12 protein-coding genes are annotated in these 21,213 nt (G+C 40.7%); 8 read left to right on the top strand and 4 right to left on the bottom strand.

From position 1 onward, the window contains the following. Nucleotides 1-53: 53 nt before the first annotated feature. The 6 genes from R9C00_24655 (at nt 54) to R9C00_24630 (ending at nt 9,431) form a co-directional block, all read left to right on the top strand. Nucleotides 54-2,462: a carboxypeptidase-like regulatory domain-containing protein gene (locus R9C00_24655; GenBank protein ID WPO34890.1), complete on the top strand. Its 2,409-nt coding sequence runs from the start codon at nt 54-56 to the stop codon at nt 2,460-2,462. A 29-nt stretch (nt 2,463-2,491) separates the two neighbouring features. Continuing rightward, on the top strand, nt 2,492-3,781 hold the full coding sequence (locus R9C00_24650; GenBank protein ID WPO34889.1) for a hypothetical protein: 1,290 nt from the start codon (nt 2,492-2,494) through the stop codon (nt 3,779-3,781). Between the two features lie 13 nt (nt 3,782-3,794). After that, nucleotides 3,795-4,403 carry a hypothetical protein gene (locus R9C00_24645; GenBank protein WPO34888.1) on the top strand — a complete coding sequence of 203 codons (609 nt, stop codon included), beginning with the start codon at nt 3,795-3,797 and terminating at the stop codon, nt 4,401-4,403. A 62-nt stretch (nt 4,404-4,465) separates the two neighbouring features. Further along, a complete protein-coding gene (locus R9C00_24640; protein WPO34887.1) occupies nt 4,466-5,602 on the top strand; it encodes a PepSY-associated TM helix domain-containing protein in 1,137 nt (378 codons plus the stop codon). Nucleotides 5,603-6,167: 565 nt separating this feature from the next. Beyond that, complete coding sequence (locus R9C00_24635) at nt 6,168-8,153, top strand: sensor histidine kinase (protein ID WPO34886.1); 1,986 nt, start codon at nt 6,168-6,170, stop codon at nt 8,151-8,153. Between the two features lie 81 nt (nt 8,154-8,234). Then, nucleotides 8,235-9,431, top strand: a complete 1,197-nt coding sequence (locus R9C00_24630; protein ID WPO34885.1) for a cytochrome c3 family protein — start codon at nt 8,235-8,237, stop codon at nt 9,429-9,431. A gap of 368 nt (nt 9,432-9,799) precedes the next feature. On the opposite strand, the gene R9C00_24625 is transcribed toward R9C00_24630, so the two are convergent. From R9C00_24625 to R9C00_24610, 4 genes are all read right to left on the bottom strand, one after another. Continuing rightward, on the bottom strand, nt 9,800-12,748 hold the full coding sequence (locus tag R9C00_24625; protein WPO34884.1) for an AsmA-like C-terminal region-containing protein: 2,949 nt from the start codon (nt 12,746-12,748) through the stop codon (nt 9,800-9,802). 439 nt (nt 12,749-13,187) lie between these two features. Beyond that, a complete protein-coding gene (locus R9C00_24620) occupies nt 13,188-15,725 on the bottom strand; it encodes a sodium-translocating pyrophosphatase (GenBank protein WPO34883.1) in 2,538 nt (845 codons plus the stop codon). A 234-nt stretch (nt 15,726-15,959) separates the two neighbouring features. Continuing rightward, nucleotides 15,960-16,496 carry an inorganic diphosphatase gene (locus R9C00_24615; protein WPO34882.1) on the bottom strand — a complete coding sequence of 179 codons (537 nt, stop codon included), beginning with the start codon at nt 16,494-16,496 and terminating at the stop codon, nt 15,960-15,962. 223 nt (nt 16,497-16,719) lie between these two features. Then, entirely contained in the window at nt 16,720-17,622 is a 903-nt protein-coding gene (locus tag R9C00_24610; GenBank protein WPO34881.1) for a histone deacetylase, read from the bottom strand. A 276-nt stretch (nt 17,623-17,898) separates the two neighbouring features. On the opposite strand from R9C00_24610, the gene R9C00_24605 reads away from it, so the two are divergent. Continuing rightward, nucleotides 17,899-18,534: an O-methyltransferase gene (locus R9C00_24605; protein WPO34880.1), complete on the top strand. Its 636-nt coding sequence runs from the start codon at nt 17,899-17,901 to the stop codon at nt 18,532-18,534. Between the two features lie 138 nt (nt 18,535-18,672). Continuing rightward, nucleotides 18,673-21,213: a LysM peptidoglycan-binding domain-containing protein gene (locus R9C00_24600; protein WPO34879.1), complete on the top strand. Its 2,541-nt coding sequence runs from the start codon at nt 18,673-18,675 to the stop codon at nt 21,211-21,213.

Raw genomic sequence — 21,213 nt, 5'->3', positions numbered from 1 at the left:
ACATTTGGCACAAATATAAGTATTTAGACTAAATTAAAATAACGACTGTGTTCATGTATCTTAAATTCTTTGTTTATCTACCGATAACTCTTGGGCTGTTACTTTTTTGCCCGTACTTGGCTGCTAGTCAGGGGTTGGTAGAAATTAGAGGAAAAGTGATGGATGAAAACGGCAACCCAACTCCAGGGGTTACTATTAGCTTGGAAGGATCGACTAATAGGAATATTTCTGCTGATATGGAGGGAAGGTTTGAATTTTTGGGTGTTGCCTCCGGTGCATATACGATCTCAATCTCAGGAATAGGATATCAGCCCCAGCGGCTGGAATTTACTTTTTTAGAACAAAGTTATCCAGAAATTGAGGTCACTCTCAAAGAAAGTGTGACTGAACTGGACATGATCGTTGTCACTGGTGAAACAGAAGCTTCCCTCCAAAAAAGGAAAGGTTTTGAAATTGCTTCTATTTCGGTAAGCGACTTTCAGCTTCAATCGGTCGAGCCGCACCAATTGCTAGAGCGTGTAGGTGGAGTGAAAGTTCGGCAACAAGGAGGGCTAGGCTCTCGCTCCGATTTTTTTGTCAATGGCTTGGGAGGTAGGGCTATTCGCTTCTTTTTGGACGGTATTCCTATGGATTATTTTGGGTCGTCCTACTCCATAAATACCATTCCTATTTCCCAAATAGATAGAATGGATGTGTACAAAGGAGTAGTGCCTGTGGAGTTGGGAAACGATGCATTGGGTGGAGCTATCAACATTGTAACCAAAAGTCAGTACGATAACGCACTAGGATTTTCTTATTCCTTTGGTTCATTCAATACGCACAGAGCTTCTGTACTTGGCAACTGGAGGGATGCAAAATCTGGTTTTACAGTCAAATTATCGGGTTTTTACAATTACTCGGACAACGACTACAAGGTTTGGGGGAATGATATTTATGTCACTGACTTAGAGACGTTTGAAATTACTAGAGACATTGAGGTGAAGCGTTTTCACGATGCGTTTGAATCTGGGTCTGTCAAAGCGGACATTGGGGTTACTGGAAAAAAATGGACGGATCAATTTTTTGTCGGAATCCTCCTTTCTGGAATGAACAAAGAAATTCAGCACGGAGCAACGATGGAAGTTCCTTTTGGTGAAGCATTGTATAACCAGAACGTCATAATGCCTTATTTGACCTATCAGAAAAAGAATGTATTTGTGCCAGGTTTAGATGTGACGCTGTTTAGTTCTTGGTCAAAACTGGAACGCAACAGGGAAGATTCTACTCGAAATATTTATAACTGGTACGGACAGATAGAGGGCAATAGGACATTGGGAGGTGAACAAACTAGAACGCTGAATTCATTGGCTGAGGAGGTTTTTCTCCATCGTGTGAACTTAGCTTACCAATGGACAGATTGGCTTTCGGCTGGATTTAACTACCTCTTTACTGATCTCACACGGACAGACGATGATCCATTGGTCAATATCCTGCAAAAAACAGAGGGGTATTATGCGCCTCAATTATACCAAAAGCATAGTACAGGGTTTGCGTTGCAAGGCGAATGGCTTGAGCAACGATTAAATGCGACGCTGTTTGCCAAGTCATTTACTTATTCGGCGGATATCAGGTATTCGGAATATGAAGAAGGTGAGGAAATGTTTAAGGTAGCGTATTCGGGGGATACAAACTATGGATATGGAATGGCAGGTTCTTATCAGTTAGTTCCTTGGCTTAGGGTAAATGCTTCTTTAGAATCGGCAGTTCGCTTGCCCGAGCCAGATGAACTATTGGGTGATGGACTGCTCATTGATAATAACCCTGAATTGTCATCCGAATTGAGTCAGAACATTAATTTGGGTTTCGACCTAAGCCTTTTTAGTCTCTCTGATAACACTGTAAGGCTTTCTGGAAATGGTTTTTATCGAATGGTTACAGATCTTATTCAGCAAACCTTTTCTCAAGAATTTGAAGGTCAGTTTGTATACCAGAATATTGACAAGGTACTGATGAGAGGTGCGGACTTCAGCTTGCAATACGACCATAAGCGGTGGCTACAGTTCAATCAGACCATTTCTTGGCTCAACCCAGTCATTAAGTCAGAGAAAGATGCCCTTGGCAATGACAATGTGCTACAAAATACTCGATTATCTAACCTTCCTTTTTTTCAAGCCAATAGCAACCTCAGAATAAACCTTACCCATGACAGAATGGGCAATAATACAAACAACTTATTTTTCTATTGGAACTTCAATTATGTTGGGGCTTTTTATCGCAATTCGGAAGAAATCGGACAGTTTGGGAGGGATGAAATTCCCGAACAGTTTGTGCATGGTACAGGTGTAGGATATACTTTCTTATCCAACTCACTTACCTTAAGCTTTGATGTAAATAACCTGTTCAACCGCCAAGTTTTTGATGATTTTGCCATTCAGAAACCAGGGCGGGGAGCTTATGTCAAAGCGACATATCAACTTTTTTAAAATCGTTAAACATCAAATTATTTTTAATTATGAACCGAATACTTACAGTTTTATTTGTTTCACTTTTAGCTATCACGTTTTATTCGTGTAGTGATGATGATACTGAACCAGGTCCTGGTTCCGAGGTAAATACTTTCAGTGTGTTGGGTAGCATCGACGGTGCTTACTATTTGGCACAATCTGATGTGCTTACAGAAGGTACGTTGACCTTCTTGAACAATGGTACTCAGTTGGATGCCAATATTGCCGCCCGTATCCTTGCTTCTGGCGATTACTTGTACTCGTTAAACTATGGCTCAGGGCTTCTGACCCAGTTGAAAGCCAATGATGAAGGAGGGTACGATGTGGTCAACGAGATCAATGCAGGTTTATCTGTTGGTTCGAATACTCCGAGATTCAAACTTGCAGATGAAAATACAGTGATGGTATACAATGTAACAGTAGAACCAGTGACTGATACCCTCGGTGCTATTGTTGACAATAACTGTACATTGCGTTTGGCTGCGGTGTCTATTCCTGACATGTCCATCACTAGCTTGACCGAGTTTGTGATTCCCCAATCGGCAAATGCAAAACAGGGAGGAGTGATTGGTTATCATCCGATGCGAGTAGAAAGCCCGGTGATTTCTGGTGACAAAATTTACTTCGGCTTGATGCACCTCGACATGGCAGACCCTTCCACTCCTCCACCTTTCCGAAAGCCTAAACAAACAGGTCTTGAAACATTGGTATTTGATTATCCTTCTTTCAGTAATGGAAAGATTGTAGAGTCGAGCAGCGCGTCGGGTCATACCAGTGGGTACAGAGCACCCTCTATGCACGTAGATGAAAATGGAGATGTGTACCAAAGCAATTGGTTTATGTCTGGTAACTCTTTCGATCTATCGGGTGGAGATAAGACTGTGATTAAACGCCTTAGAAATGGAGTTTATGATGAGAGTTATACATTCAATGTATCGGAGGCACTTGGGTTAAGTTCGAATGTGGCTACTGTAGGATGGTTTTACGTCGGCAACGGAATTGGGTACATGCCTATTCAGTTGGAAGACGAGGGGGCATATCACAACGAAAACTCTTGGACACTTGCCAAAATCGATGTGTACAATCAAACCGCCATTAAGTTAGATGTTCCGATGAGCCTGCTATTTGCTTACCAGAACGGCGTGGTGCACGAAGGTAAATTTTACATGGCGATTAGTCCGGTTGGTGGCGAGTCATACATTTATGAGTTTGACCCTGAATCGTCTAGCAGTAATGACTTCAAAAAAGGATTGCAATTGGATGGGGGAAATGTGACTGTAGAAGGTTTGTTTGATTAAACTATTTATGATTATGCTATTAAGATATAAAACAAAAATTACTTGGACAGTCCTTTGTTTAGCTTTCCTGCTTTCTGCTTGTGGTGGCTCTAAACGAGAGCGGTTTAACTATACACTCATCAAATCGAAACTTTCCCTTTCGGAAGAGCAAGTGGGCAAGTTTGACGAAATCACATCAAATTATCTGAAAAAAGCACGTGAGGCTTATGAAAGTAACAGTGGAAATAGGGAAGAAGTCAAAAAAGCGGTTGAGGCAGTTTTCCAAGAGCAAGATCGTTTGATCGGTGAAGTACTCAATGAGGATCAGTTTGCGATTTATACCAAAGAGATTAAGATCGAGAGAGAGGGTCGGGAAAAGTATAATATGACGGTGATACGGGATCAGTTAGGACTGGATAGCGCCCAGACGGTACAATACGATTTGGCGAATGAGGCATTTTACACACTACTGATCGAGAACCACGATAACTATCATGGCAAGCCTGATGTGTATTTGCAATACTATGCAGAAATTGATGTAAGCCGTCAGGAAGCATTCCAGAAACTAATGAATAAGAATCAGTATGGTAAGTATCAAGAACTTGCCGAAGAGTATAAAATAGGTAAGTCAGAAGCATATTGAAACAGTTAGTTAATTCGCTTTTTCGCAAGAAAAGAAAAAAAGAAAGTTGGTTCAAATACATCATGTCCGTGTCACATTTGTGGCTCGGACTTTTGTCCTCTATCGTAGTTTTTTTGGCTTGCCTATCGGGAAGTATTTATGCTTTCCGGACACAAATAGAAAATATTGTAAACTATGAAAATGTTTACCTGCCAGTTAAAAATGAAGGAAGAATAGATATAGATGCATCTCTCCATGATTTCAATAAACGTTTTGGCGGGGCAACTAGCATTCAGCTTTTTTCAGAGCTAAACAAGAGTATCATTATTTCTTCCTTAAGCCCAAACGGACCAGGGGTTACCGCATATTATAACCCTTATACTGGGGAATATCTTTCTACTCAAAATAGGGCTTGTAAACAATTTTTTGACCTTGTTCTCAATCTTCATAGGTTTTTGCTTGCGGGCGATGTGGGAAAACTCATCAACGGAACAGGAATCTTGATTTTTGTTTATATGCTTTTTTCTGGTCTCATTCTTTGGTTTCCCAAAAAACTCAAACAGCTGAAGCAACGGCTGACAATCCGATGGAGAGCTAGGTTCTATCGCCTCAATTACGATTTGCATAGTGTACTTGGCTTTTATACGCTATTGCTGTTGTTAGTTATTTCTCTAACAGGATTGTATGTTTCTTTTCACTGGATGAAAAATTTGATGATAGTCGGGCTTGGGGGAAACTCTATTGTGATTTCCGAGGGAAATACTGCTTTGAAAGAGGAGTTGTCCAATGCATTCAGCGATCTGCTTAATAATTTAGAAGATGAACAAAAATCTATAACTGATTCCTCATGGACATTGCAAGCTGCCTTGGACGAAACGAACCAAACATTCCAAGAAAGAGGAGAAATAACTATTCGTCTTGCAACCGAGTTCTCGAAAAATACAAGGATTATCAAGATGAACAATGATAACTTCTTTGGCTTGCATATTCCCCAAACAGTTGATTTTTCCTCAAAAGGCCAGGTCATTAACGTAACTCGATTTAGCGCCTTGTCCCTTCATGAACAATTTAAAGCTATAGCCAAACCCCTGCACACGGGTGAAATTATGGGCTTGCCAAGCATCATTCTCTACTTTTTTGTTAGCCTAGTTGGATGTTCCCTACCTATTACTGGTTTCATTATGTGGTGGAGAAAGATTGCTAAGATTTCTGCCAATTAATAACCTTTCAACACCCTTAGTACGAACCGCTTTAAATCTCGTAGTTACTTTCTCAGATGCCTATCTGAAATATCAGCTTCATATGGAATTTCTTTATTGGCACACCAGCCGAGTCAAGTGGATAGGAAGTCAGTTCTTAAAAACGTGTTTATTCTATTAAAGAATCCTAATGGGAGTAAGCGATGCGGCTCTTATCTCGTATATTTGGTAAATTAACTTATACAAAAAATGCTTTGTCATATTTAAAATACCTACTAACTACTTCTTACAAACAAACTTAAATAAACTGCCACTGCTATAATAAATTGTCGGCAATTATTGAATAACCAAATAATCTAGTTTTTTATACTATTAGTAAAATAGGGGTTTACAACTCTCTGATCTACTTGTATAAAGCTGCAACAAACTACCAGTTGAAAAATAATAAACTAGACATATTTTGTTACAAACAAGCTATTATCATCCGAAAAAAACGAGAGCACCTTTATGTAATTTAGAGGCTTGCTTTGTGTTCTTTTTGGTATTGTTTCCCACACTTCTGTTTGCAGAAATACCTCCGCTAAATGTGGAAAAAGGCACTTATGATGTTTTGCATAGGAGGGCGCTCTTTTTGGAAGATGTGGAGGGAATGCTTACCCTAGAGGATGTCACTTCTCCTTCCTTTGAAAACTCATTTTCTTTTTGGAAAAGTATAGATACAAAAGTAAGTCCTGAAGGACGAGTCTATTGGTTCAAAATACCTGTTAGATATGCTGGGGAAGGACTATCAAATAGTTATGCACTTTCATTTAATAAGTACATCGATTCGCTTGAGCTTTTCATGCTCAATGAAGAGGGAAGCTTGTTGAAGCAAGAGTTAATTGGATCGGCTATTCCCTTCTCTCAAAGAACTTTTCAAGTAAATGGTTGCAAAAGACCTGTAGTCTCCATCAATATTTCTACTGAAGAAGTAACATATCTTTATGGAAGAATGGTTTTTACAAGCTATTTGAGTAGCCAAATGGGCAAGGTTGATATTCACTTAATTTCTAATCAACTTTTCTTGAGAAATGAAATCCATAGGCATTATTTTAAAGGGGCTGTGCTTGGTAGTTTGATTATTACCATCATTCTCAATCTCTTCATTTTTCTCTATTATAGGGATAGGTCTCAAATGTTATTGGTAGTTACTGTTGTAACCAATCTAATATTTTTTATTTCATATACTGCTGATTTAGAGTTCTTGATTAGCAGCCCAACCGTGCAAAACACATATAGGTATTTGGGATATATTTCAGGGGCTGCTGGTTTAGTTTCCTATTTGTATTTTGTACATTATTTTCTAAGACCAGCCATCCCCGAAAAGTGGTTTAAACGCGTAGTGTACATCATCACTTTCTTATTATCTACAAATGTGGTGTGCGGTTTTGTTTTAGAGTATAGGTCGTTTTATACAGCATTGTTTGTGTTTGGAGGAACAGTGGTGATTTTTACCTCTTCAGTGGGCTTAATGGCTTATTTGAGGAAATACCGACCAGCGCTTCTCTTTCTGATAGCATCAATAGCTTCCCTGATAGGTATTTTGCTATTTGTATTTGCAAATTTAGGTGTGGTTTATTACTACATTGTCACCGATTATATTTTGCAAATGGGTGAAATTCTAATGTTATTAGTTTTCACTATTGGTTTGGGGTATAGGTATTATTTGGAAAAGGAAGTGCTGGTAGAAAAGTTAATAGAGCAAGAAAGGATAGAGAAGAAACAGAAAGAAGAAATAAGCGCCATATTAAGTAATCAAAACAAAACCCTTGAGGTTAAAATAAAAGAGAGAACACAAGAGCTAGAAGCCCAAAAGAAGGAACTCGAAGATACAAATAAGGTAAAAGACAAGTTGTTTTCAATTATATCACACGATTTGCGGAGTCCACTTGCTGCACTCGATGGCTTCTTGAAGCTTTTTTCTGCGGGGGCTTTGAACACCGATGAGATTGAGCAAATGAAAGCGGGGATACAGGAAAAGTTTAATAAAGCGAATTCCCTGATGGACAATTTGCTTAACTGGGCCCGTTCGCAGATGCAAGGCTTAACGGTAAACGTTGAGGTGGTACAAGTAGATAGGATTGCCCTAAAAGTGGTACAGCTTTATAGAACAGAAGCTGATAAGAAAAGTATTGAACTTAAGCAACATATTGAAAAAGGAACAAAGGCTTTTGCAGACCCTTCTATGTTAGAGTTGATCATCAGGAATTTGGTAGCAAATGCAGTGAAGTTTACACCGTATATGGGGAAAGTATCCGTAGAGGCAGAAACATCAAAAATTGGAGTTACTATAAAGGTTCGGGATACAGGAATGGGTATGAAAAAAGAAACAATTGCCCAGATTTTGAACCTAGATGCTCAGATTTCTACCACAGGAACGGCTAATGAAAAAGGTACGGGGCTGGGGCTTGTCTTATGTAAGGAGTTTATTGAGAAGAATGGAGGAGAGCTTCAGATAGAGAGTGAAGAGGGTAAAGGAAGCATATTTATGTTTACCTTGCCCTTAGATGATTGGGTGGATTTGGAGAAATAGAGATGTGCAAACCGTGACTTATGTCACGGTTTTTTTATTGGTACTATTGCTAACTTTGGGTTTCCTGAACTTTATTTAGCCATGACCAAAAAGCTGTTGTTTGTTACATTTCTAGGTTTTATAGCCATTGTTGTTTTTGTTCTTACAAAAGGAGAAAAGGAACAAGTAAATATAGTGCCGCTTAGTAAAAGTTGGGAGATAGCTGTTCCCAACCAAGAAATTCCACAAGGGCTTGGGTCGCTGAGCGCTGAGCATTGCGGAGTATGCCATCAGGAGCATTACCAAGAGTGGAAACTTTCTACCCATTCACATGCTTGGACGGATTTGCAGTTTCAGGCTGAGCTAAAAAAAGAGTCGAGCCCTTTCTTATGCATCAATTGCCACATTCCCCTGCAAAACCAACAAGAGTTTATAGTCACAGGATTGATTGATGGAGATGTTTATCAGCCAGTGAAAGAGATCAATCCACTTTTCGATAAAAAGCTACAGCAAGAAGGGATCAATTGTGCTAGTTGCCATGTGCGCAATGGAGCGGTAATAGGTCCTACTGGGACTGATAAAGCTCCCCACAAAACAGTCAAAGATCCAGCTTTTCTTTCGGAAGCACTCTGTATCTCTTGCCACAATGCCAGTGCAGTTGTTGCCCCCGATCTAGTCTGTACGTTTGAAACAGGCGATGAATGGAAAGCAGGGCCGTATGCTGGAGAGCAAAATTGTGTTAGTTGCCATATGGAGCCAATAGAGCGGGAAATAGTAGCTGGATATGGAGAGCGAACTAGCCACCGTCATTATTTTGCCGGCTCGGGAATCCCGAAATTCGACAGCGTATCTACCAAAGGTTTAAATGGGTTGGAGTTTTATCCTTCACCGCTTCAAAAGTCATATCAAACGACAGATAGCATACATTTTGAGTTCATGGTAAAAAATGAACATGCGGGGCATAAAGTTCCTACTGGTGATCCAGAACGCTTCTTTTTGATAAAGTTTGCATTTAAAACTAATGAAGGTCAAGTGTTGGAAACAGACACTTCAAGAATAGGGGAAGAGTGGGAGTGGTATCCGGAAGCGAAAAAATTATCTGATAATAATATGTTGCCCAATGAAGAAAGGACATTTGAATTTGCTTTTTCTCCAAAAGAAAAAGGTTCTTATTTATTCAGTGTAGAAGTGACAAAACATCGGCTTAATGAGGAGTCGGCAGCGTATAATAAGCTGGGGGATAATTACCCTCTTTTTATTGAAATTTATGAAAAAGAATATGTGATTGAAGTAAACTAAATACCTTTTGCCTCAGTCATATAACTTTTTTGCCAAGGGCAGGCTTCTTCATTATTTTCACAATTCTGTCCACTTTTCTACCTTCGGTTTTAGCTGAGTAAATTCAATCTTATAAAGGCTTTGTGCAAAATAAAGGCGGTGAACAGACAAGGTCCAGCCCAACGCCTAATTTAAACTTACACTCCCAATTATTATCTTGAGTTGTAGCTCTATCAAATAAAATAAAGAGTTTTCCTAATGATATTTCTTATCCTAACAATGGTTTATTTAAAATGTTTCTAAATTGATTTAGGTTCTTTTTCATAAAAAAACTCTCAACCTAATAACATAGACTGAGAGTTTTACTTTAAGCTTTTTTTGAACTAATGTTAATTTTCTTTTTTCTTGCCAAAAGGCAACTTTTTAAGTTTTTCTAATGCCTTTTTCGCATCGTCGCTAAGGTCATCGCCCATCTCTTCCATCTTCTTCTTTTTCTCTTCATCGGTAAGGGTTGTGTCTTGCAATACATTTACTGCAGCGCCTATTTGCTTTTGTGCTTCAGCCGAAGCCTCTTTCTTTATTTTATTCGCTTGTTGCTCAGCAAGTGATTTCCACGGATCGCCCTCAAGCCCAACTTTAGGATCGTCATAGTTTCCTGCCACGTTAAATACGAGGGGAACTTGGGTTGTACCAGTCAAGGCTGAATATTGTGCGGCAACGTCGGCTCCAAATTTTTCGAGAGGGATTACCATATTTACCTTGTAGTCCAAGTCGCCAGTGAAAGAAGTAGAGCCAGCCACCTCAGTAGCGATGCCCTCAAGGTCAAATTTAAATGGCTCAACTTTCATTTTACCATCTTCAAACTTGGTTTGTACCAAAATGTCTTTCAGCTTAGGGTTGCTAAGTTCTTTTATTTTCGTGATCTCACTCATTTTGGTGAGAATATCTAAGCCAACTACCGCCGCATCTTTCACAATTACTTTTCCTCCACCAGTAAGTGTTTCGTAAAGCGGCATCATATCTTGTCCCAGCCCACCTTTTAGCTTAAGGTTGGTAGAAAAATCACCATCTATATTTTTTGCCAATGGGGCAAAAGTTTGAACCGTATTGAAGGTTTCGTAAGACTTAGCAAAAGACAGAGCGGCAATGCCCATATCGAAATCGAACTTCGGTTTTTCAGGGTCCTTGGTGTCGTAAGCTCCATTCATGGTAAACTTGCCCCCTAGCAAACCAAACCTGAGGTTGTTGAGTCCCATCACACCATCTTTCATAGTGATGTTGCCTTTCATATTATCCATCACCATATCTTCGTAAAGCACTTTTGCAATGTTTGCATCGAACCTAAAGTCAAGTGTTTTTGGGATGGGGACTACGCCATATTCTTCTGTAGTAGTGTCGGCAGTAGCGGTCTCTTCCTCCTCCGTCATCCATTCGTTGGCATCGAAGGTATTGGAAGTCATGCTAAAATTGCCTTTCAATACTTCATTGTCTTTCAAGGCATAGGCGATGTAGTTGGAAAGCGAACCTTTTATCTTCATATCACTTTTGCCCAAAGCCCCTTCGTATTTGCTAAGCTCGATGGTGCGAGGGTTAAAAGTGGCTATAGCATTGTCAATTGTTAGCCCTTGCGGCAAATCAACACTGGTGAATTTTAGCTTGTCAATAGTCACACTTCCGCTAGTAGGCAGTTTATCGTAACGCTCTGCATCTACATCGGACATTTTACCAGAAGTGACGATATCTGCCTTAATCTTACCGGTAAGGTGCATATCTTCCAATGGGTAAATCTTGTCTAAGATGGTGAAATCTAAGCCGCCATTCACTTTGAAGTTCCAAGTAAGATCATTGAGGTTGTAGATTTTTCCACTGGCTTTGAGCGGTTCTCCGTCTACGAGCATGCTCGCATCAGAAATTTCTACCCTCGTATCGTTCAATATTCCATTTTCATTGATTATTTGCGTTTGAACATGGATTTTTTCCATAGGCACAGGGTAATCGGCATATGCTATTTTTCCATCGTTTAGTGCCATATCTGCATTAATCTGTGGAATAGTTCCCTTGGCATCGCTATAAACCCCTTTTGCTTTCAGCCCAAGCGAGTACATGCCCGCCATGCTCAGTCCCTCCATTGGGAACATGCTAGAAAGGTCGGCAAGATTAAGCTTGGCGCTTACATCGGCATCTACATCCATGTCTTCCAAGCCAGCAATTTTAACTCGCCCATTCACGGGGTTTTTGCCCAAGTCCATGTGGAATTTGCGGATATCGACAATCATATCGTCGTACACACCGCTTTCGGCATCCACGTGCATATCTACCAATATATTGTTGATAGCTGTAGGGAGGTCGGGATATTGGAACATGCCTTTTTCCACATTGAGATCTACTTTGAAACCGGGCATGGTGGTTTCGTTAAATGTTCCTTTTACAAAACCTCCAAAAGCAAGGCTTCCATCAGTTTTAAGGTCTTCAAAACCTTCTAAAAATACCCCAGGTACGAGGGAAAGGATGTTTTTGAATTCATTTTCCTTCGCTTCAAACGTAATATCCATTACAATGTCATCACCTGGCATTTTGATGAACCCATCGAAGCCCATGGCAAAATCATTTACTTTTAAAAGGTTTTCTTTAAAAGTGAGAGACATTACGTCTGAGAGGTCTATATTCATGGTGATTTCGGCATCAATCACGTTGTTTTCCAAGTATTTGACCCCGTCGAAGTCCACGGTGATAGACTCCATTTTGGTAGAAGTTTCGAGGTCGAAAACTTCGAGAGTGAAGTCTCCGCTGCCCGAATGGTTCAAGCCTTGGATTTCTAGGAAGGTTGGTAACGATTTATCATCATAGATCACCCTTCCGTTTTCAATGGACCATCCGTTCACTTGGAAAGCCATTTCCCCGCTGCTTTCTTCTTCTGTAACCACTTCTTCTTCTCCTGAAGCCTTAGCGATATCGTAGTTGGCTGTCCCATCTTCTTTCACCATAATGTTGATGTAGGGGTCAACCAGCGAGACTTCTTCAATCACTATTTGATCGCCCATGAGGCTGAACAGGTCCACCGAAACGCTAAATTCGGAAATGCTGGTGAGGGTATCGCCTGCAAAAGGTGCTTTTCCTACTACCCCAAAGTTGCCGAGGGAAACATTGAGATTGGGGAAATCTCTGAAAAGGCTTACGCTAAATTCATCGGCATCGAAGTAAACATCTGCGTTTACATTTTCGTCAATTTGCTGTTCTACCAGCGCACGAATATCGTCTTTGTAAACGATAGGGAGCACTGCTGCCAAAATTACTACGACAGCCAAAATACCAAGAATGATGTACAAGAATTTTTTCATTGTGTATAAAGTAGATTAATTGGATTGTTCTGAAACGATGTTATCTGTTTGTGTTTTATTGAATACAAGTTAAAAAAAAGCGGGACTTCCACCTAGAAAGAGTTCATTTAAAAGAGAAAGGTTTAAAAACGGCTTGATGTTTTATTTGGAATACCTGTAGTGAACGAATTTTTAGTCTTAAAATTCACGTGATAACCAACTAATCATTGCCAAATAATGTGCCTTTGCCTCTATTCTTTTGGAAAGATAGTATTACGCTTTTTTAAGGTGTTGTGAATCTGAGGGTTAGCAGTAAGGGTGGAAAAAAGGAGAGAAGAAAAAAAAGAGATATGTGTAGAAAAAAAATCACAGGTTTATGGGGATGTAAGTCGGATTTACAAAAAAAGCTGGAGGATACTTCCCCCAGCTTCATTTATCCCATTAACTCCTGATGAGTTTGTTACTCAATTATTTTGATGCTTACATCACGTTTGAGGCCTTCGTTCGCACCTGCTTTTCTTACTTGTAAATCTACATTGATTCGGTCAGGGTCAATCCCTTTTTCCTTGAAGAAATTCTTTACCAGCAATGCTCTGTCTTTCACCTCGAAATCAGGTTTTTCGTTGGTAACGGCTTCAAACACGATACTCACCGAAGTATCCATAGAAAGCTTGGCAACCAAACCTCTTAGCCATTCTTCATGCTCTTGGTCAAGCTTAGGTTCTTTTTGGAACATCACTTCTATAAGGCTTTCAGGAGCGTAGTCGAAAAATACCACTTGTCCTTCTTCGGCTTCTTCATGAATCATTTTAATTTTTTTCTCTATTCGCTGTTCCTGTTTTTCTGCCGCTGCGTGTCCATGACCTACGCCATCCACAGCAATATGAGGGGCAATTACCAATGAAACAATCGACATCAGTTTGATGAGGATGTTCATAGAGGGACCAGAAGTGTCTTTGAAAGGATCGCCAACCGTATCGCCAGTTACCGAAGCTTTGTGAGCATCAGAGCCTTTGTATTCCATTTTTCCATTGATCTCCACGCCTTTCTCAAACGATTTTTTAGCATTATCCCAAGCTCCACCTGCGTTTGATTGGAAAAGAGCCATAAGCACACCAGAAACAGTCACACCTGCTAGTACACCACCTAAAATTTCGGCAGATGGAGTATCTGGAAATACATCTTTGAACCCAAACCCGATGATAAGTGGAACAGAGATAGTAATGAGACCTGGCAACATCATTTGCCTGATAGATGCTTTGGTAGAAATATCCACACATTTGTCGTACTCAGGCTCGGCTTTGTATTCCATAATGCCCGGAATTTCTTTGAATTGGCGGCGGACTTCTTCTACCATGGCCATGGCTGCGCTACCTACAGAAGAGATAGTTAAAGAAGAGAAAATAAATGGAATCATCCCGCCTATAAACAAACCACCGAGTACGGGAGCTTTGTAGATATCAATATGTTCGATGTTTGCAATTCCTACGAAAGCGGCAAAAAGTGCTAGTGAAGTTAGGGCAGCAGAAGCAATGGCAAAACCTTTACCAATGGCCGCTGTAGTATTTCCAACTGCATCGAGGTTATCTGTTCTTTCTCTCACTTCCTTAGGGAGGTCGCTCATTTCGGCAATACCTCCAGCATTATCGGCAATAGGGCCAAAAGCATCAATGGCAAGCTGCATGGCAGTGGTTGCCATCATGCCCGAAGCGGCAATGGCTACACCGTAAAGACCAGCAGAAGCATAAGAAAGTACAATGCCTGCTCCTAACACGAGGATAGGCAACACGGTAGATTCCATGCCCATTGCCAAGCCTGCAATGATGTTGGTTGCACTACCTGTAGAAGATTGCTTTACAATCATGTTGACAGGGCGTTTGCCCATAGCAGTATAATATTCGGTGATGAGGGACATCAGGGCACCTACTGCCAGACCGATAAGTACTGAATAAACAATACCAGTATTTGTGAATTCAAAACCTCTTAGTTCGAGGGTTTCGGGCATAATCCAATAAATAACTCCTATAGAAACCGCTGCTGTGGCAATGATAGAAAGCCAGTTGCCTATGTTCAATGCTTTTTGGATATCGCTATTTTCATCTTTTACTTTTACAAACCAAGTTCCCACTACCGAGAATACAAGCCCAAGGCCTGCAATCAGCATTGGCAATACGATTGGTGCAATACCGCCAAGCGCATCGCTTGAAATAATTTCCCTGCCTAGCACCATTGAAGCTAGGATAGTGGCTACATAAGAACCAAATAAGTCGGCGCCCATACCGGCTACGTCACCTACGTTGTCTCCTACATTATCGGCGATAGTGGCAGGGTTACGAGGGTCATCTTCAGGAATACCTGCTTCTACTTTACCTACAAGGTCAGCTCCAACATCTGCTGCTTTGGTGTAAATACCGCCACCCACACGGGCAAAAAGTGCGATAGATTCCGCTCCAAGTGAAAAACCTGCCAATACTTCCAACGTTTTTTCCATCTCTAGCCCATTCACATCGGCTCCAGTAGAAACCACAAAAGCGTAGTAAGTAAGGATGAACAATGAACCGAGGCCTAAAACAGCCAATCCTGCTACGCCTAACCCCATTACAGTACCACCTGTAAAGGAAACTTTGAGTGCTTGGCTTAAGCTGGTTCGTGCTGCTTGTGCAGTTCTTACGTTTGCCTTTGTGGCTATCCTCATGCCTATATAGCCAGCAACAGCCGAGAAAACTGCCCCTATGACAAAGGAGATTGCGATGGTCCAGTGAGAGCTTTCCACTAACGTTCCCGACCATGCTAAAATAATGGCTGCTACTATTACAAAATAAGAAAGGACTTTCCACTCGGCTTTTAAAAATGCCATAGCGCCGTTAGCAATGTGGGTTGCTATTTTTTGCATTTTATCGTTGCCAGCATCTTGCTTTACCACCCATGAAGATTTCATGAACATATATATCAATGCCAGCACTCCTAAGGCTGGAGCTACGTAAATCAGGTTTTCCATATGAATAATTTAAATTTTGATTAGCTATGTTTCTATATAAAAAAATAATGTTGGAGAGTAAAACTATAGATTTTAACACCAAAACCAAAAGTACTGCAAACGTTTTAAATTAGGGCATTACATTACTAAAAAAATGAGGAGGGTGCTTTTAGACACTGTTTATTTTGAGGGTAAAAGGAATAAAAAAAGCCACAGCATTGGCTGTGGCTCAACTATCTATTTCCTTTATTGCGGCTAAAGCTTGATCAGCTTGTTGCTTTCAGATGTTTTGTCAATGTATTTTTGCCTGCATTCGTGGTAGATCCTGATGCCCGCTTCTTCGTTTTCCCAGCCTTCTACCGATACCTTTTTCTTCTCTAAGTCTTTATATACCAAGAAGAAATGTTCGATTTCCTTCATGAGGTGATCGTTTACTTGCTCCAGTTTGGTGAGGCTATTCCAGATAGGGTCACTTACAGGTACACAAAGTAGTTTCTCATCTTTTCCTTTTTCGTCGGTCATGTTAAAAACGCCGATGATACGAACACGGATGATACAGCCAGGGAATGTAGGCTCCGAAACTAGTACAAGTGCATCGAGAGGGTCACCATCGCCAGCCAATGTTTCTGGTACAAATCCGTAGTCACTTGGGTAGTGCATAGATGAGAAAATCATTCTGTCATAGCGGATCAACCTCTTTTCTGGATCGTATTCATATTTATTCCTACTTCCCTTTGGGATTTCGATCAATACATCAAATTCTAAACTCTCTTCTTTAGGTACTTTCGACATAACAGTATGTTTTTAAATAATGGGCACTTAGTGCACTAGATTCATTTTATTGTTTTAATGCTCCAAATCTAATCAATTGGATTTCACTCGCAAAACGGGAACGATTTAATTAATAGGCAATAATATGTTGTAAAATGGCTCAATCTTTTGATGATCAGGGGGCAATGAATTTTTTTGAGCTTCAAAGTTGTTTCTTAACAAAATCAAACAGAGATAATAGGTTTTAGAAATACAATTCTTGAGCTAGTCGGAAGGTATTGGCGTGAGCTTCTACTATGTTGGCAATTCGGGCAGAATATCCACCACCCATGCTCACAGCTACAGGTACTTTATTCCTTTTACAAAGCTCAAAAACAGTTCTGTCTCTTTCTTTGCACCCTGCTATGGTCATGCCAAGGCGACCAAGTTTGTCGGTATGGAGCACATCAACCCCTGATTGGAAAAAGATAAATTGAGGTTCGAATTGATCGATCAATTGTGAAAGGTGTCTGTTCAGTAGCTCTAGGTATTGCTTGTCACCTATGCCGTCGGGTAGGGGGATGTCCAAGTCAGATTTTTCTTTGTGCATAGGGTAATTTTTGGCTCCGTGCATGCTAAAGGTAAAAACTCGGGTTTCCTGTTCGAAAATTTGGGCTGTGCCATTGCCTTGGTGCACGTCCAAGTCTACTATCAAAATGCGTTCAAAGCCTTGTTTGTGAAGTAAATAATTTGCTGCTATGGCAATGTCGTTGAGCAGACAAAACCCCTCGCCTCTATCGGTGAAGGCATGGTGCGTGCCCCCTGCTATATTGAGAGAAACTCCATGGGCAAGAGCGTATTCGATGGTTTGAACTGTGCCTTGGCAAATAACTTGCTCTCTGAGAACTAATTTTTCGGAAAGCGGAAACCCTGTTTTTCTGATTTCTGATTTCGAAAGCAAAAGGTTTTTGAGTTTGTACCAATAGTCTGCATCATGGGTCAAGAGTATAAGTTCTTCCGAAATGGGGTCGGGAGCAAAAAAGTTTTGTGTGCTTACCGTTCCTTCGTAAACCAGCTGCTCTGGAAGCAGATCATATTTGATCATAGGAAACCGATGTCCTTCAGGTAAGTTGTGAGAATATTCTTTGGAGTGTGCTATACGAAGCATAATTATTAAAATGTTACCTAAGTTATATTTGTTCGCACTTCATTGATATTCAGAAGATTATGTTTTTTCTTTCTGTTGCTGTGCAAATTTTAAATTATTTTTTGATGATTTTCTGAGCTTTTTGAATAAAATTTGCGTTAATTTAATACTTTCAATCATGATAGCTTATTACTTGATTTACAAGCAACTAAAACCTTTTTAGAGTTAGAGCGTAAATTAAAGCAAACAAAATAAGCAGCAAAATGGATTTTGCTGACAACTCTTTGTTTAATCAACATGCTGATAGAAAAGAAGATAGAAGACTATATTACCGAACATTCGAGTAGTGAGGATGGCGCATTGAAAGCGCTAGACCGTGCTACTCATTTGCACGTTTTGATGCCCCATATGATTTCGGGTCACCCTCAGGGCCTTCTTCTTACTATGCTGACACAAATGTTATCCCCAAAAACGATTTTGGAAATAGGGACATTTACTGGGTATTCGGCTATTTGCATGGCACGTGGTCTACAACCTGATGGCTTGCTTTATACTATTGACAAGAATGAAGAGCTTCAGCCCATTGTTGAAAAACATGTAGCTGAAGCTGGGCTTTCTGAAAAGATCAAGCCGATGTTTGGTAATGCCATGGAAATCATCCCTACTATTGAAAGTTTATTTGACATGGTTTTTATAGATGCCGATAAGCAAAACTATAGCAACTATTATCAGTTGGTAGTAGATAAGGTCACCTCAGGTGGATTGATTGTAGCGGATAATGTGTTATGGAAGGGAAAGGTCGCTGATGAAGAAATGAAAGATAAGTCGACTAGAGCGATCCGTGATTTTAATAAAATGGTGCAAGAAGACGAGCGGGTAACCAATACGATTCTGCCCGTGAGGGATGGATTGATGATTGCAAGAAAGAATTAAGTAGCATAAATTATATAAGAACCTTGTGGTTTGGGAAATTGGCAAAAGAATAGTCATTTACTGAATTGCATAGGTTAAGATAAGTAGTATATTTTAAATCAAACAAAGGAAAGAGATTCAACTAACACTATATTCAAAATGAAAAATAGCAAAAAACTGATTGCCCTTATGTCGTTAGCGGCAATTCTGCTTCTCAACATGGCATTTAGAGGAGGGACTGAGCCAACTGAGATAGATGGTTCTCTCAGCGTTTTGGTAGAGCCCTCAACTCCTACACAGCTCCAATATCAGTATCCTATCATTTCGAACCGTCAGGTGAAGGTGTACCAAGGGGATACGATTATCCATGTAATGGCCAATGGGATTCCTGCAATTATAGCAAGACCTGGGCAAAATGTACCAAAACTACTTGCCTCTACCAATATGTCGAGGAACAAGTTCGCCAAAATTAATGATACGCCTCCATTATTTATAGATGAACTAATAGCTGGAGCGGTGTATTATTTGAAAAATAAAAAATCGAAAGCTCCTGTTCCTTTCCACTATGTGCAGCCGAAAGAAACAGCTTGGGATATTGCCCAGATGTATGGTATCAAAAAGTCGAAGTTGCTCAAGAAAAACAGGATGAGCACTGGAGATGAATTGCAGTTGGGGCGTAAAATGTTCCTTCAGAGCAATCGCAAAAAGAAAACCCCAGTAGAATTTAACAAGGATATCAAGCCAGATCCTAAAGCAGCAGGACCATGGGCTAGATTCATAGATGGTGATAAAGGAGGTACAAAAGATGAACAGCCTTTGGAGAAAATTACTAGAATAGATAATCAAGCGGCTTCTAAACTGGTAATTGACCCTAATGCAAAATTCCATACGGTAAGAGAAGGGGAGACTATTTTTGATATTTCTAAGGCCTACAATGTAACGGTGCTAGAATTGAAAGAATGGAATAACCTTGATTACAATAATATAAACATGAAGCCTGGTGAGGTAATCATAGTAAAAGGTGATAAACTTCCTCAGAATTCTTCTTATGGAAATACAGCGACTACAACTGGTGGAGGCGCTGATCCTTTGACTCCATCTATTATTTTGAAGCCTGGGGGAAATGCTCCTGACAGTGCTTTTGCTTATGGTGCAACCCAAAATGGATATGGCTATGGAACTCCAGCAGGCGCTGCTACTGGAACGGCAGCAGGAGCTTCTACAGCTTCTCAAATGCACACGGTTCAAAAAGGAGAAGGAATTTACGGAATAGCAAGGCAGTATAACATTTCTCCTAAAGACCTGATGGCTTGGAACTCGATGGATAATAATACTTTGCTAGAAGTTGGTCAGCAAATATATGTGGCAGATCCTTCTTCTGCTATTTCGGCTTATAATACTGGAACTCCAGCAGGTTCGTACAACAATACGGGAGCTACAGGAGGGTATAATGCTTATGGTGCAGCTGCAACGGGTGGAGTAGCCGCTGGAACAACAGGTTCTGCCATACCAGTAGACCAGACACATATAGTGGAAAAAGGTGAGACGCTTTACAGGATCTCTCGTAAATACAGTGTGTCTGTAAATGACATAATGGATTGGAATGGATTGGCTAGTACAGATATCAATGCAGGCCAAGAGCTATTGGTAAGTGCGCCAATAGGAGCAGCAGGAGCAGCGCCAGCAGGAGCTTCAGCTTCTTTCAATACAGGATCTTATTCTACTCCAGCAGGAGGCTATGATCAAGTAGCTGGTGCGGCTAGTGCTTCTGCAGCAGTAGATTATAATCAAGTAGCTGGAGCAGCAGCAGGTGCTTCAACAACTCTTCCTGCATATGACCAACAAGCAGGAGTTGCAAGCGCATATAACCAGCCCGCAGGAGCGCAAACTAATACAGGAGCGGCGGGTGCTCAAGTAGCTGCTATGCCGAATTATAATCAAGTGGCAGGCGGAGCTGCCGCAACAGTTCCGCCTGGTGCGGCTACAACTACAGGTCAGGGTCAGCATATTGTTCAAAATGGAGATGATATTTATACTTTGTCTGCTAGATATAATGTAACCGTTGAAAACCTTAGAAAGTGGAATAATATCCCATTTGGGACAGATATCCAACCTGGACAAGTATTGGTAGTAGAGCCTCAGGGCGTAGCAGGAGCAGCGGATGTTCAAGTAGCTGCTGGTGCGACAGGTGCGGCAGCAGGTGCTGTTGATTACAACCAAGCAAATGGAGCTGCGGGAGGAGCTACGGCTATTCCTTCGGCAAATAATACAGCAACTGGTGGTCAGGTGGTAGGTTATACTGCTCCTACAGGAAACAGCCAGATTGATTATGCAGCAACTGCGGGCAATTACAATCAAGCAGCTGGTGCAGCGGCAACATCAGCTGCTAGTGTGGGAAATGGCAAGACCCATATAGTTCAAAAAGGGGAGACTTTGTATGCGATCTCTAGACTATATAATGTAAAGGTGAGCGATTTGATGTCGATGAACGGAATGAGTTCTGGTGAAATCAATACTGGACAAGAATTGATTGTATCAGGAGTTGGCTCTTCTGCTGGAGGGTCTGTCCATACTGTTCAAAAAAATGAGACACTATACTCTATCAGCCGTAAATACAAAATCAGCCTCGATGAATTGAAAAGATTGAACGGCAAAAGTTCTAACGAAATAGTTGTGGGCGAGACGCTAAAAGTACAGTAG

The organism is Flammeovirgaceae bacterium SG7u.111, assembly GCA_034044135.1.
Classification (GTDB): Bacteria; Bacteroidota; Bacteroidia; order Cytophagales; family Flammeovirgaceae.
This window is presented reverse-complemented; position numbering and strand designations above follow the sequence as displayed.